The sequence below is a fragment of the Hafnia alvei genome (assembly GCF_034424155.1).
Taxonomy (GTDB): domain Bacteria; phylum Pseudomonadota; class Gammaproteobacteria; order Enterobacterales; family Enterobacteriaceae; genus Hafnia; species Hafnia alvei.
This window is the reverse complement of sequence record NZ_CP139992.1, coordinates 2,063,788-2,077,268: the sequence shown is the minus strand read 5'-3', so window position 1 is coordinate 2,077,268 and position 13,481 is coordinate 2,063,788. Positions and strand designations below refer to the sequence as shown.

Here is a 13,481-nt window from a genome sequence, read left to right as displayed (position 1 = left end):
AATGGATTTGCGCCGAGATAGCTCGGCGCTCTATGTTTATGTGAATAACATCACACAATTCATTCATCCGAAGATTTTTTAGTTTGTTCGAAATGCATTTTTAGCAAACTTTCGGGCGGAGGAGGCAGCTGTAAATAATACCCTTGCTCTTTTAAAGCGCTTTTGACTTTTTCAATGTCGGCTGAGCCCAGTTTCTTTTTACTCTCTAAATCGATCACCATGGCTAATTGTGGTTGGCCAAAACTTTTCATCAGTTCTTCAGGCACCGATGAGAAATCGTCTCTTTTTTCGACATAAAGATAGGTCTGATCGCGTTTTGAACTTCTGTAAATGGTACAAATCATTTTTTCACTCTAATTAATTCAGACGGCGACTTGCCTAGATATAGCACTGACTATAACATGCTTAATGTACATCGGAATATTACCCCCTGTGTGGTTATTCCGGGGATTTAAAGTTGCTGAAACTGAGTCAGGATAGATGTCACAATCGCCAATAGAACTAAAAGGCAGCAGTTTTACCCTTTCGGTTGTTCATTTGCATAATTCGCAACCGGAGGTAATACGTGAGGCATTAATCGAAAAAGTCGAGCAAGCGCCCGCTTTTTTGAAAAATGCCCCTGTTGTTATTAATATTGCTAACGTCCCTGAAGGCGCAAGCTGGCAGAAATTACAACAGGCCATTACCGAAGCTGGGCTGCATGTCATTGGCGTAAGTGGTTGCACCGATGAAGGGCTTAAACGTGCTGTAACGCGTGCAGGCTTGCCTTTGCTAAGTGAAGGGAAAGGTATTAAGAAAAGTGCGCCCGTCGCGTTACCCGAGCCACCCGCACCGGTTAAAACCCGTATTGTGAGTACGCCGGTTCGGTCTGGACAGCAGATATATGCACGAGACTGTGATTTGATTGTCACCAGCAGCGTCAGCGCGGGTGCCGAAGTGATCGCCGATGGCAATATCCATATTTACGGCATGATGCGCGGACGCGCCCTTGCTGGAGCCAGCGGAGATACATCCAGTCAGATTTTTTGTGCTCACCTTGCCGCTGAACTGGTGTCTATCGCCGGTCAGTACTGGCTGAGCGATCAAATCCCTGAAGCTTTTTATGGGCAAGCTGCCAGACTCAATTTGAGTGACAGTGCCTTAACTATACAACCTCTATTCTAGGCCCTTCGACAAGGAACCCATATACATGGCACGCATTATTGTTGTTACATCCGGTAAAGGGGGCGTTGGTAAAACCACATCTAGCGCAGCCATCGCTACCGGTTTGGCCCAAAAAGGTAAAAAGACCGTTGTTATCGACTTTGATATCGGTCTGCGTAATCTAGACCTGATCATGGGCTGTGAGCGTCGTGTGGTGTATGATTTTGTTAACGTGATTCAAGGTGATGCCACTCTTAATCAGGCGTTAATCAAAGATAAGCGTACAGAAAACCTCTACATTCTCCCGGCCTCACAAACTCGCGACAAAGATGCCTTAACGCACGAAGGCGTTGAGAAGGTCTTAAACGATCTCGGCACGATGGACTTTGACTTTATCGTCTGTGATTCACCAGCAGGTATCGAAACTGGCGCACTAATGGCGCTGTATTTCGCTGATGAAGCCATCATTACCACTAACCCAGAAGTGTCGTCTGTACGTGACTCTGACCGCATCCTCGGCATTTTGGCGTCAAAATCTCGCCGTGCAGAAAAAGGCGAAGATCCAATCAAAGAGCATCTGCTGCTGACTCGCTACAACCCAGGCCGCGTGAGCCGTGGTGACATGCTGAGCATGGAAGATGTGTTAGATATTCTGCGCATCCCGTTGGTTGGCGTGATCCCAGAAAGCCCATCCGTACTGCGCGCATCAAACCAAGGCGAACCTGTTATACTGGATAAAGAGTCAGACGCCGGTCAGGCTTACCAAGACATGGTCGATCGCTTGCTGGGCGAAGAACGTGCATTCCGATTTGTTGAAGAAGAGAAAAAAGGCTTCCTGAAACGCCTGTTCGGGGGATAAAACATGGCATTACTTGATTTCTTCCTGTCGCGCAAAAAGCCGACAGCCAATATAGCCAAGGAACGGCTGCAAATTATTGTTGCGGAGCGACGTCGCGGTGATAGTGAGCCACAATATTTGCCCCAGTTAAAACGAGATATCTTGGCTGTAATCTGCAAATACGTGCAGATAGATCCAGAAATGCTGACGGTACAGTTTGAACAAAAAGGCGATGATATTTCGGTATTAGAGCTTAATGTGACCTTGCCTGAAGCAGAAGAAGCAGAAGAAGCAGCTAAATGATTTTATCATTCTGACGTTCTCTTATAGAAATATAAGGGAACGCCTGTATATATAAACAGACCTTTTAATAAGTAATTATCTCAAAAATAGCTATTATCAAGATTATTCCTAATATTAATTAATGCACCAATGAATATTGAGAATATTCACATAGACTACTTTCTATAAGTTTTGTTTTTATATTATTGATTCATTTTCTGATATGTTCGTAAAAAATAAAGACAGCTAATAGCTGTCTTTATTTATATTGTTCGATTACCAAGACGATCACAAGGTAGCCAAAATGGCCCTAACCTGCTCGCCAAGCAAATCCGCTCTCCAGCCTACAAGTAAATCTGGCTGTTCTGCTTTCAGCTTCCAGTGCCAGCTTAGCAGTGCGTTTATTTGTCTACGCGAAGCGATCAGTTCCGCCGTTAATCCGCTACGTTCGGCCGCGTTTTGCACTACGGCTTTTAGCTCTTTAAATGCATGCTTATAGCCACTGTGATCAACCAATCGTTCAACCGGCTGTGGCCATTCAGACTCAGGGATATTGGCAGACTCAGCTACCATAGCCACCAGCGTTTTACCGTGGAAACGGATCTCAGGGCCACTCAACCCCAGCTCGCCTAGTTCGCCTTGAGAGGTCGGTAGATAGCGCGCAACCTGCCACAGGTTCTCTTCACGTACCACGAAATTAACCGCCATGTCACGCTGTCTAGCTTGATTGATGCGCCACTCAGCCAGTTTCTGTAAACACGCTAGCTGACGCGTACGCAGCTGCCAAGCGTTAGTAATATCACGATAGGCTAATGCAGGATCCACCACTTCTTGGCGACGACGACACAGGGCCAAGCATTCGTCATTTGCGGCATCCGTCCAGCCAGCCTCAGCCACTTCCGCAATAAGCTTATGTGCAAGCGGCAACAGATAGAACACATCAGCGGCAGCGTACTCACATTGGCGCTCGGTTAGTGGACGCGCTAACCAGTCAGTGCGGGATTCGCTTTTGTCTAATTCAACCTGTAAATACTCATTCACCATCGCGGCAAACCCACAGGAAAGCGGGCGACCCGTAAAGGCAGCTAAAATCTGCGTATCGATCATTGGCGTTGGCAGCGTCTGAAAATCATGGATAAAAACCTCCAGATCTTCGCTACCCGCATGCAGTAACTTTGTGACGTCGGGATTTTTCAGCAGTTCAACGAAGGGCTGCCAGTCGGTAATTGGCAACGGGTCGATCAGCGACAGCGTTTCGCCATCAAAAAGCTGAATTAGGCCTAACTGAGGATAGTAGGTGCGGGTACGAACAAATTCGGTGTCTAGCGCAATGTAAGTGTGGCGGCTTGCTTGCTCGCAAACCTGCTTAAGTTCGCTACTGGTGGTAATCAACTGATAATTCAAAACATCATTCTCATTTTCATATTTCTGGCATCATCACAACGCCAGCCGAGTTAGTCGGTACAAACAACGACGCCGGTAACAACCGGCGTCAACGTTTATCGGCTCAGAATAATGAGAAGCTATACGGCGCTTTCCTGCGAGGCCGCTTGCTCCTCACGCAATTTTCTGCGTAGGATTTTCCCTACGTTAGACTTTGGCAACTCATCGTAAAACTCCACCTTCTTAGGAACTTTATAGCCCGTGAGATGCTTACGACAGTGTGCAATCAGCTCATCGCGAGTCAGAGAGGGATCTTTCTTCACAACGCAGATTTTAACCATCTCGCCTGAAGCCCCGTTTGGAACACCGATTGCCGCGCACTCAAGCACTTTATCATGCATTGAGACCACTTCTTCGATTTCATTCGGATAAACATTGAAACCAGATACTAATATCATATCTTTTTTGCGATCGACAATGCGTAAGAAGCCCTCGTCATCAATGGTGACAACATCGCCGGTAGATAGCCAACCGTCTTTAAGAATTTCGTCGGTCGCCTCAGGACGCTGCCAGTAACCAAGCATAACCTGTGGCCCTTTCACCTGCAGTTCCCCTGCTTCACCGTGTGGGACTTCATTGCCATTATCATCGACCAAACGCACATCGGTAGAAGGAACCGGAAGGCCGATGCTGCCGCTATAGTGCTTCAGGTCGTACGGATTGCCAGAAACCAATGGCGCGCACTCCGTTAATCCATATCCTTCCAGCAAATGGCGTCCGGTTAATTTTTCCCATTTTTCGGCTACCGAACGCTGAACTGACATCCCGCCGCCGACAGACAAGCGTAACGTGGAGAAATCCAATTCACGGAAATCTTCGTTATTCAGCAACGCATTAAACAGCGTATTCACACCCGTTAACGCCGTAAATGGATAGCGGCTGAGCTCTTTCACCACGGCAGGAATATCGCGTGGGTTGGTGATCATCAGATTGCAGCCACCCATCTCAATAAACAGCAGGCAGTTCACGGTTAAAGCAAAAATGTGGTAAAGCGGCAGCGCCGTCACCACCAACTCATGGCCTTCATTCAGCAATGGGCCATATGCCGCACGCGATTGGATCAGATTAGCCTGCATATTTCGATGCGTTAGCATCGCGCCTTTCGCAACGCCGGTAGTACCGCCGGTGTATTGCAAAAATGCGAGGTCATTATTGGTGATATCTGGCTTGATGTACTGTTGGCGCCGCCCACGTTGTAACGCCGAGCGGAAAGAAATCGCATCGGGCAAGTTATATTTGGGCACCAGCCGCTTAATATACTTCACCACAAAGTTTACCAACGTCCCTTTTGCCGCCGACAGCTGATCGCCCATACGGGTCAAAATGACATGCTTCACCTGCGTATTAAAGACGACTTTCTCCAGCGTATGCGCAAAGTTAGAGACGATCACAATCGCGCTCGCACCGCTGTCATTCAGCTGATGTTCTAATTCTCGCGGGGTGTAAAGCGGGTTAACGTTAACCACAACCATTCCGGCGCGTAGCACACCAAACAGCGCGATCGGATATTGCAGCAGATTAGGCATCATCAGCGCAACGCGGTCGCCCTTCTTCAGCCCTAGCTCATTTTGCAAATAGGCCGCAAATGCACGGCTGCGCTCTTCAAGCTTACGGAAGGTCATCACCTGCCCCATGTTGATGAACGCAGGCTGGTCAGCAAAACGCGCCACCGACTGCTCGAACATCTCCACCAGAGAGGTGTATTGATCAGGATCGATTTCCGCAGGGACATCTGCCGGATATCGTTTCAGCCAAACCTTTTCCAAGGTCGTTCTCCCGTAATTATTGTTATCTTGTTTAAGCATCGTTTGCATCGCACACCCGAACCGTTAGCCATGAGAAACAACAGAACAATATCTAATGTTTAACAAAATTTTAACTCAGCGTACCAGTTCATGTGTAAACAATTTTCAGGTTGCGATATGCATCACTAAAATGGCCTCGCCCCGGTCTTCCCCAGCATATATTGAGATCGGCTAGCCGCTATAAAAGCAAAAAGCGGCCTCATGGCCGCTGTGGATATAATACCAAAAAGAGTAACTTTTTGTAAAATTAGCGAATTTTTTAGTCCAAGAAAACACCAATTAGCTTATTTTCTCCGCTGTAATTGCGTACCTAGATGGCGACGGTGATCAATGCAACACTCATTATTTCAAGAAGTGATAAATCACGGTTCGTATCGGAGCTCAACTCATGTATATTCCGCTTTTTATCGGAGGGAACCATGCTGACCAACTCATCGACTCGTCTGAACAAATACATCAGTGAAAGTGGCATTTGCTCACGACGCGACGCCGATCGCTACATTGAACAAGGGCATGTTTTTATTAACGGTAAACGTGCCGGAATTGGCGATCAGGTTTTCGCGGGTGACGTCGTGAAAGTTAATGGCCAGTTGATTGAACCCCGTGACGCCGACGACCTTGTTCTCATTGCGCTCAACAAACCCGTTGGCATTGTGAGCACCACGGAGAACGGTGAGAAAGATAATATCGTGGATTACGTCAATCACAGCACCCGCGTTTTTCCCATTGGTCGCTTAGACAAAGATTCACAGGGCATCATCTTCCTCACCAACCACGGCGATCTAGTCAATAAAATTCTGCGCGCCGGTAATGATCATGAAAAAGAGTATCTGGTCACCGTGAATAAACCGGTAACCGATGAATTTATTCGTGGCATGGGCGCGGGAGTACCGATTCTCGGTACGGTAACGAAGAAGTGCAAAGTGAAAAAAGAAGCGCCCTTTGTGTTTCGTATCACCTTAGTTCAGGGCTTGAACCGCCAAATTCGCCGGATGTGTGAACATTTTGGCTTCGAGGTTACCAAGCTCGAACGTACCCGGATCATGAATGTCAGCCTTGCTGGCCTGCCACTGGGCGAATGGCGAGACTTAACCGACGATGAACTTATCGAGCTGTTCAAGTCTATTGAAGACTCTTCTTCTGAAGCCAAACCAGCGAAGAAAGCGAAACCGAAGGCAAAACCCGCGGCAGCTAAAAGCGCCCCGGCTAAAGGGCCAAAAAACGCCGCGAAAGGTGCGGGAGATGCCGCTTCACGCAAGCGCTTTACCCAGCCCGGGCGTAAGAAAAAAGGCCGTTAATCAGCAAGCACCTAAAATGACAAAGCCCCGAAATCGGGGCTTTGTTTTAATCAGTAGAGGGTTAAACGCGTGAGCAGATTAATTCTCTGTTACCACGCTTTGCACTCTGGCAGGGCCTGGGTTATACCAACCCCAGCCGGGACCAAAGCCGGGCCCCCAGAAGCCACCGCGACCGTAGGCACCATAACCATAATCCCACGGTCCAAACGGCTGTGGCGGCATCACGATTTCCTGAGTGACATGCCAGCGCTGATAGCCCTGCACGTCCATCGTAACAAAGGTATACGGCGTCTTGCCTATTTTACCGTCGACGCTGCCGGTAAGCGGCCCAACGACCGTCACTAGCTGACCTTTGAAATCAACCGGATCCAAGAATGTGGCACTTTTGGCAATCAAACGCCCAACCGAAGGCTGGTTCAGGATAGGCCTTGCGGTGTCGTCCAATGGCATCACCGCAATCTCTAACATCGTGGCGTCTTTCTGGTTAATCACGTTAACCACGGTACCGCCAAAGCGTGATTCCTGCCCAACATACAAATCCGGCGCGTTATGAACCGCAACGAAATTCTGCTGCGGCGTGGCCGACGTGCCTTTGATTGAGTCCGGGATCGTGACACACCCAGACAACAACAGCGGGCTACAAACGATCGCCACGCTGACTAACCGACGAACCCATTGCATTGCAGGCATATTTTATTCTCCAAAAACTCACTATCTTGTTCTTATGACTATTAGTTTAGACAGAAGTTGCCTGAATTATTCACGCCCCGGTAGTTTTTTCCATGTCACTTCATTACGTAAATAAGTTGGCTGTGCATTTTCTACCGCGGTGACGTTGCCTGAGGCAAAATCGGCCAGCGCAAGAGGTAGCATATCTTCAGCCTGTGGAAGCAACATTTGACCGTCAATCAAGCGAATGGCGGTATCAGAAGCCATATCAGGATAAGTCCCCCAACCGGTTCCAACGTGTGCCCAGTCGCCGCTTAGCGCCATGATATTCTGCTGTGCACGATCGGGCGTTAGCACGGCTTCGGTGCTCTCTCCTACCCACACACCATTATCTTGTCGCTGGTATTGTCCCCAATAGACTTCACCCATGCGGGCATCAATAGCGGCTAATACCTGAGTGGCGCCGGTTACGCGAAACGCGCCCTGCGCCATGGTGGCCAGAGTGGAAACGCCAATCATCGGCAGTTCAGCCCCCATCGCTAACCCTTGAGCAATGCCGATACCAATACGCACGCCGGTAAAACTGCCCGGACCACGGCCAAAAGCCAATGCGTCCAGCTGATTCAGCGTAACGCCTGATTCAGCCAACACCTGCTGCACCATGGGCAAAATACGCTGCGTATGCTCGCGTGGACAGATTTCAAACAGCGCATGTTTTTCGCCATTATTCCAGAGTGCAACAGAACAGGCTTCTGTTGCCGTATCGATCGCTAAAATTCGCGTGGACATGCCAACCTCGGGCGGGACAGTAAATGAATAAAGAAAAATCAGGATGCGGATCATAGCACAGCCTGTGTTTTGATGCTTCTGAAGGGTTTGCTGCGCTGAATAAATCGAGATGAGCAAAAAGCTCGCTGCGGAACAGAGATGAAACACCTCACGGTGCTCCATCTCATTGAGAAATGTTAATCGGCCGCGGGTTGGCTACCGGCTTTAAGGAACGTAATCACCTTATTCAGATCTCGCGTTCGCGGCGCAGGCGGTAAGCTATTCAGAAAAACTTCACCATAGGGCCGCATGACTAAGCGGTTATCGCAAATAATCACTACGCCACGATCGCTAGTATCGCGAATTAAACGCCCCACCCCCTGTTTGAGCGTTATTACCGCATCAGGCAATTGCACTTCAGCAAAAGGATCTCCGCCGCGAATACGGCAGTCTTCGATTCGCGCTTTGAGCAACGGATCGTCCGGTGAGGTAAACGGGAGCTTATCGATAATGACGCAGGATAATGTATCACCGCGCACGTCCACACCTTCCCAGAAACTGCTGGTGGCAACTAATAATGCGTTTCCCGCAGCAACGAACTCGGCCAGTAAACGAGGCTTACTGGTTTCACCTTGCAATAGTACTGGCAGCGTCATAGTCGCTCGAAACTCTTCGGCTAAATCACGCATCATGGCGTGTGACGTGCATAGGAAGAAGCACCGCCCTTCGTTAGCCTCAATCACCGGCCTTAACATTCGCGCCAGTTGTCGCGCCGCACCGCGCTGATTCGGCGTGGGTAAAAAGCGAGGCACACACAGCATCGCTTGGTTGGCGTAATCAAACGGGCTCGGTAGTAATAAGCTTTTGGCTTTATTTAAACCTAGCCGCGCCGTGAAATGAGAAACATCGTCGTTCACCGCCAGCGTTGCAGAGGTGAAGATCCAGGAACCTGGCTTCTCTTTCATGACTTCACTGAATTTTTCCGCCACGGTGAGCGGCGTGAGCGCCATGACAAAATGGCGTGAGTTGCATTCATACCAATAGCTATAGCCCGGAATCGACACATCGCGCAGGCGCTTCAAGCGGTTACGATACAGCGTGGCTCGCTCAAAAGCGGCATCGAGTAACGCTGAACGACCGAGGGACATTTTCACTACGTCATAGCAGAGCTCTAAAGCATCATCAAGCAGCACCAGCGCACGCTGCACTTCCGGCAATGCTAAAGCCTCGCGTAAGTTCCCGCGATAGCCGGGATCGCCCAACGCCAAGCGAAAATCTTGGGCGCTCTGGCTTAATCTGTCGGCACATTTTTGCAGCTGTGCGGTGTCGCGGACTTCCGTGCGGTAGGCAATCGTAATGTCTTTGGCCAAATCCATCAGTTGGCGGCTGGTCAGTTGCTGGCCGAAATACTGGCTGGCGATATCAGGTAGCTGATGGGCTTCATCGAAGATCATGACATCAGCGTCGGGGATAAGCTCGCCAAATCCAGTTTCTTTTACCACCAGATCAGCTAAAAATAGATGATGGTTAACCACGATGATGTCAGCATCCATCGCCCGACGACGCGCTTTAACGACGAAACAATCTTTGTATTGTGGACAGTCGCTGCCCAAACAGTTGTCATTAGTGCTGGTGACGAGCGGCCATATCGTACTGTCTTCCGATACGCCATGGCAGTTACTAACGTCACCGTCTTCCGTTTGGATTGACCATCCGCGCAGGTGCATAAGATCGGATAACGCATCGGAAGCCAGTTCGCCGCCAACCATTGATTGCTGTTCTAAACGTTCAAGACACAAATAGTTCGAACGCCCTTTCAGTAAAGCCAGTTTTCCCGTGAACTTTAACGCATCACGAACGGTGGGCAAATCGCGGGCATAGAGCTGATCCTGTAGCGCTTTAGAACCGGTAGAGATAATCACCTTTGCGCCAGAACGCAGGGCGGGAACCAAATAAGCATAGGTTTTCCCGGTTCCGGTTCCCGCTTCAACCACTAACTCTTCTTTGAATTGAATCGCTTTGGTGACAGCTTCGGCCATATGTTGTTGTGCTTCACGCGGTTTAAAACCCCGTATCGCTTTAGTTAGGATGCCATCGGGCGCGAAATCGTCTGTCACACAGCCTCTCTTTCTTTTTGTGAAGGCGTGATTATGCCAAGTGTTGGCAGTAACAACCACCTACTTTGACGCAGCCTCTATATGACTAAGGCCGCCCAAAGGCGGCCTTGATAGACACATCAATACGAATATCACTTAGCTTGCCGGTTTAAGATTGCCACGCGTGATATGCGTCAGAGGAACGTTAATATCAAAAATGCGGCTGCGAATATCGGTCGCGCCCATCTGTGCCACACGTTTGATGTGCATAGCTGCGTATTGCTCTGCGCTCGTTTTGTCGCTGAACAGGTAAATACCACCGGCTTCACCGGCATCTACATTTTCAGTCCAGATTTTTGAGATAAAACCCGGCTCTTGCGTGATGCTCTGCGCCAACGGCGTTGCCATTTCGGCCAAGCGGTCACCTAGCATTTCTCCCGGCATTTTAAAGTCGATTTGCAATAATACGGTCATCTGTGACTCCTTATGTTTTTCAGTTCCTGTCTCTCTCTTTGAGAATGCCACATACTTGCCACTGAAAGCAGTGTTTTTCATCCGTTTTCTATATACTCAACGGATTGTCATGTTGTAGAACCTACAAGGAGTTACTAATGTCTATCGAACGTATCAATCCAGAAAAGCGCTGGTCTGACGCCACTGTCTTCAACGACACTATCTATTACACCAGCGTTCCTGAAAATCTGGACGATGATGCAACGTCACAGACCGCCAACGCCTTAGCCGCTATTGATATGATCTTGAATCAGCTGGGCACGGATAAAACCCGCATTCTTGATGCCACCATTTTCTTGGCTGATGGCGACGATTTTCAGGCGATGAACGCCGCGTGGGATGCTTGGGTGCCCGCAGGCAAAGCGCCAGTGCGCTGTACCGTTCAGGCCAAATTGATGAACCCTAAATACAAAGTTGAAATCAAGATTATCGCGGCACGTTAATGCGCGCATAAAAAAAGCCGCTCAGCATATTGAGCGGCTTTTTTGTATGGCTAATCTGTCGTTACGCCAGCTTAATCATAATCATGCCAGCCAGCAGCAGGGTTAACCCCGCCCAACCTTTTTTATTCAAACGCTGACCGAACAGTATCCAGCCGGCAGCCACCGTGGCCGCGATACCAAAACCGCCCCACAGCGCATATGCTACGGACAGTTCGATACCTTTTACCGCCTGTGACAAGGAGCTAAATGCACCTAACACCGCGGCCAACGACAGCAACCCCATCCAAATACGGCGGAAACCGTCTGACCATTTCAGGAAGATATTAGCTAAAATTTCTAATACGACAGCAAATGCTAACCACGCGATATGGAACCACTCAAGCTGTTGCATGATTGCCTCCTACGTTAGTTTTTGTTTGCGCAGGTTTGTTCTTCATCGCTACGGCGCTTTTCTGTTCACCTGTTTTGGCAGATGGTTTTTTAGTTTTTACCGTACCCGATTTAACCAGCGCGATACCCGCAATCAGCGTAACCAAGCCCATCAATTTCATCAGGGACATACTTTCGTCAAACCACAGTACGCTGAACAAGGTAATAAACAGAATACCGATACCTTCCCACAGGGCATAAGCAACGCCTAAGGCAACACGCTTCACCGCAAAAGAAAGTAAGATATAAGAGATGGTGATCATAACTAGCATAACGATATTACCCGTCATGCCGCCGCTCAGACTCGCCCACTTCATTGATAGCGTACCGATAATTTCGGCCGCGATGGCACATGCCAAAAAGATCCAATAAATCATTTTTCTCTCCACAGAGTTTTATTTTTTATTCGACCCGTTATTTTTTAATGTTTAACCCTATCAGGCTCGTAAATAGGCGCAGTAAGGCTAAATAATATTGCAGAAAACCATTATTGGCGTTCCGATGTTAAATACGGATCGGTAAGAATTATTCGGTTAGGATAAACGCAGACAACATCTGGCTGAGTCGCTGGTTTTATCAGCTACCGTAAGTGGAGAAAGAAGCTAAAGCTCGCTACACCAGTGATGTTCACTAGAAAGCGTTGTAGAAATGAATAAGAGATATGTAGAAGTTTTAATCATCAAGCGATTGTGAGTTTTCATAATAGTTTACATCTTCCCCCCGTACCTACTCCCTACCATACGGTTTGTTCAGTGTCCTCATCAGGTTTAATTAACTGCATTATTTGTATCATAGGCAATTTTATTAAGCAAACCGCCTTTTTGCAAGTTTTCACAGAAAAATGAATATAAATAAGCAAGTTAGGTAATTAAAAAAGAAAGCCACCCTAAATGGATGGCTTGATTTCTGTGGAGCCTCAACGAGTTAGCTTTGCTTAACTATTATGCAGCGTGCATAAAACAACGCTTTTTGTGCTCACAAAAAATGGTCAAAATATTTTACGCTTTCGCGCCTGCAACCGCTTCTTTAGCCAGTTCAGTGATACGTGCGTAGTCGCCGTTGTTCAACGCATCGTTAGGGATCAACCAAGAACCACCGATGCACAGCACGCTTTTCAGTGCCAGATAGTCACGATAGTTTTGTGGGTTGATACCACCGGTTGGGCAGAAACGGACGTGAGAGAATGGGCCTGCGATAGCCTGCAATGCTTTAACGCCGCCGTTGGCTTCAGCTGGGAAGAATTTGAATTCTTTCAAGCCGTGATCCATACCCAGCATCAGTTCTGAAACGGTGCTAATACCTGGGATCAGTGGGATTGAACCGGCAGTTGCTGCTTTCAGCAGATCAGCGGTTAGGCCAGGGCTGATAGCAAACTGAGCACCGGCTTCGGTGACGTCAGCCAGCTGCTTAGCGTTGGTAACGGTACCCGCGCCTACGATAGCTTCTGGAACTTCTTTGGCGATCAGGCGAATAGCCTCAACCGCACACTCAGTACGCAGGGTCACTTCCAGCACACGAACGCCACCGGCAACCAGCGCTTTAGCCAAAGGCACAGCCTGCTCAATTTTTTTAATAACGATTACAGGTACAACCGGGCCGGCTGTCATGATTGACTCGGCGCTTACTTTCCAGTTTTTCATCTGCTTATTATCTCCATGGTGCCTTGCGGCATGGTTTATGGCTGGCGTTGTTGTTTTCAAACAGGAAAACCTTGCCCTACCCCTCTTTCTTGATGCGGAACGCATAATCTAAGG

General features: G+C 48.5%; 15 protein-coding genes. 5 read left to right on the top strand and 10 right to left on the bottom strand.

The features are described from left to right. Positions 1 to 59: 59 nt before the first annotated feature. Positions 60 to 344, bottom strand: a complete 285-nt coding sequence (locus tag U0008_RS09690) for a YcgL domain-containing protein (RefSeq protein WP_025801977.1) — start codon at positions 342 to 344, stop codon at positions 60 to 62. Between the two features lie 136 nt (positions 345 to 480). On the opposite strand from U0008_RS09690, the gene minC reads away from it, so the two are divergent. From minC to minE, 3 genes are read left to right on the top strand one after another with little or no spacing between them, the layout of a single operon-like run. After that, a complete protein-coding gene (gene minC, locus U0008_RS09685) occupies positions 481 to 1,164 on the top strand; it encodes a septum site-determining protein MinC (RefSeq protein WP_025801975.1) in 684 nt (227 codons plus the stop codon). A gap of 25 nt (positions 1,165 to 1,189) precedes the next feature. Beyond that, positions 1,190 to 2,002, top strand: coding sequence for a septum site-determining protein MinD (gene minD, locus U0008_RS09680; RefSeq protein WP_025801973.1), 813 nt, complete (start codon positions 1,190 to 1,192; stop codon positions 2,000 to 2,002). A 3-nt stretch (positions 2,003 to 2,005) separates the two neighbouring features. Continuing rightward, complete coding sequence (minE, locus tag U0008_RS09675; protein WP_043493036.1) at positions 2,006 to 2,284, top strand: cell division topological specificity factor MinE; 279 nt, start codon at positions 2,006 to 2,008, stop codon at positions 2,282 to 2,284. 267 nt (positions 2,285 to 2,551) lie between these two features. Here minE and rnd read toward each other — a convergent pair whose 3' ends face one another. Together rnd and fadD are read right to left on the bottom strand one after the other, a co-directional pair. Further along, complete coding sequence (gene rnd / locus U0008_RS09670) at positions 2,552 to 3,667, bottom strand: ribonuclease D (RefSeq protein ID WP_043493034.1); 1,116 nt, start codon at positions 3,665 to 3,667, stop codon at positions 2,552 to 2,554. A 119-nt stretch (positions 3,668 to 3,786) separates the two neighbouring features. Continuing rightward, entirely contained in the window at positions 3,787 to 5,472 is a 1,686-nt protein-coding gene (gene fadD / locus U0008_RS09665; protein ID WP_025801968.1) for a long-chain-fatty-acid--CoA ligase FadD, read from the bottom strand. A 458-nt stretch (positions 5,473 to 5,930) separates the two neighbouring features. Between fadD and rluF the strand changes: the two genes are divergently transcribed. Continuing rightward, positions 5,931 to 6,809, top strand: coding sequence for a 23S rRNA pseudouridine(2604) synthase RluF (gene rluF / locus U0008_RS09660; RefSeq protein ID WP_043493033.1), 879 nt, complete (start codon positions 5,931 to 5,933; stop codon positions 6,807 to 6,809). Positions 6,810 to 6,887: 78 nt separating this feature from the next. On the opposite strand, the gene U0008_RS09655 is transcribed toward rluF, so the two are convergent. The 4 genes from U0008_RS09655 to U0008_RS09640 form a co-directional block, all read right to left on the bottom strand. Further along, entirely contained in the window at positions 6,888 to 7,499 is a 612-nt protein-coding gene (locus U0008_RS09655; protein WP_043493031.1) for a Slp family lipoprotein, read from the bottom strand. A 66-nt stretch (positions 7,500 to 7,565) separates the two neighbouring features. Continuing rightward, positions 7,566 to 8,267, bottom strand: a complete 702-nt coding sequence (gene tsaB / locus U0008_RS09650; protein ID WP_043493332.1) for a tRNA (adenosine(37)-N6)-threonylcarbamoyltransferase complex dimerization subunit type 1 TsaB — start codon at positions 8,265 to 8,267, stop codon at positions 7,566 to 7,568. Between the two features lie 176 nt (positions 8,268 to 8,443). Further along, complete coding sequence (locus tag U0008_RS09645) at positions 8,444 to 10,363, bottom strand: DNA repair helicase YoaA (protein ID WP_025801961.1); 1,920 nt, start codon at positions 10,361 to 10,363, stop codon at positions 8,444 to 8,446. A gap of 135 nt (positions 10,364 to 10,498) precedes the next feature. Further along, positions 10,499 to 10,816 carry a monooxygenase gene (locus U0008_RS09640; protein WP_025801959.1) on the bottom strand — a complete coding sequence of 106 codons (318 nt, stop codon included), beginning with the start codon at positions 10,814 to 10,816 and terminating at the stop codon, positions 10,499 to 10,501. A gap of 137 nt (positions 10,817 to 10,953) precedes the next feature. On the opposite strand from U0008_RS09640, the gene U0008_RS09635 reads away from it, so the two are divergent. Next, complete coding sequence (locus U0008_RS09635) at positions 10,954 to 11,298, top strand: RidA family protein (protein WP_025801958.1); 345 nt, start codon at positions 10,954 to 10,956, stop codon at positions 11,296 to 11,298. Positions 11,299 to 11,359: 61 nt separating this feature from the next. Here U0008_RS09635 and mdtI read toward each other — a convergent pair whose 3' ends face one another. The 3 genes from mdtI to U0008_RS09620 form a co-directional block, all read right to left on the bottom strand. Then, positions 11,360 to 11,689 (bottom strand): multidrug/spermidine efflux SMR transporter subunit MdtI, encoded by a 330-nt coding sequence (mdtI, locus tag U0008_RS09630; protein ID WP_025801956.1) that lies wholly within the window; start codon positions 11,687 to 11,689, stop codon positions 11,360 to 11,362. Further along, positions 11,676 to 12,104: a multidrug/spermidine efflux SMR transporter subunit MdtJ gene (mdtJ, locus tag U0008_RS09625; RefSeq protein WP_043493029.1), complete on the bottom strand. Its 429-nt coding sequence runs from the start codon at positions 12,102 to 12,104 to the stop codon at positions 11,676 to 11,678. Before mdtJ ends, mdtI begins: the two co-directional genes overlap by 14 nt. Before the next feature lie 621 nt (positions 12,105 to 12,725). After that, a complete protein-coding gene (locus tag U0008_RS09620) occupies positions 12,726 to 13,367 on the bottom strand; it encodes a bifunctional 4-hydroxy-2-oxoglutarate aldolase/2-dehydro-3-deoxy-phosphogluconate aldolase (protein ID WP_043493027.1) in 642 nt (213 codons plus the stop codon). Positions 13,368 to 13,481 lie beyond the last annotated feature (114 nt).

Excerpts from the sequence above, each read along its gene's own strand:
- U0008_RS09690 (WP_025801977.1), bottom strand. The coding sequence starts at position 344 with ATGATTTGTACCATTTACAGAAGTTCAAAACGCGATCAGACCTATCTT.
- minC (WP_025801975.1), top strand. The coding sequence starts at position 481 with ATGTCACAATCGCCAATAGAACTAAAAGGCAGCAGTTTTACCCTTTCG.
- minD (WP_025801973.1), top strand. The coding sequence starts at position 1,190 with ATGGCACGCATTATTGTTGTTACATCCGGTAAAGGGGGCGTTGGTAAA.
- minE (WP_043493036.1), top strand. The coding sequence starts at position 2,006 with ATGGCATTACTTGATTTCTTCCTGTCGCGCAAAAAGCCGACAGCCAAT.
- rluF (WP_043493033.1), top strand. The coding sequence starts at position 5,931 with ATGCTGACCAACTCATCGACTCGTCTGAACAAATACATCAGTGAAAGT.
- U0008_RS09655 (WP_043493031.1), bottom strand. The coding sequence starts at position 7,499 with ATGCCTGCAATGCAATGGGTTCGTCGGTTAGTCAGCGTGGCGATCGTT.
- tsaB (WP_043493332.1), bottom strand. The coding sequence starts at position 8,267 with ATGTCCACGCGAATTTTAGCGATCGATACGGCAACAGAAGCCTGTTCT.
- U0008_RS09640 (WP_025801959.1), bottom strand. The coding sequence starts at position 10,816 with ATGACCGTATTATTGCAAATCGACTTTAAAATGCCGGGAGAAATGCTA.
- U0008_RS09635 (WP_025801958.1), top strand. The coding sequence starts at position 10,954 with ATGTCTATCGAACGTATCAATCCAGAAAAGCGCTGGTCTGACGCCACT.
- mdtI (WP_025801956.1), bottom strand. The coding sequence starts at position 11,689 with ATGCAACAGCTTGAGTGGTTCCATATCGCGTGGTTAGCATTTGCTGTC.
- mdtJ (WP_043493029.1), bottom strand. The coding sequence starts at position 12,104 with ATGATTTATTGGATCTTTTTGGCATGTGCCATCGCGGCCGAAATTATC.
- U0008_RS09620 (WP_043493027.1), bottom strand. The coding sequence starts at position 13,367 with ATGAAAAACTGGAAAGTAAGCGCCGAGTCAATCATGACAGCCGGCCCG.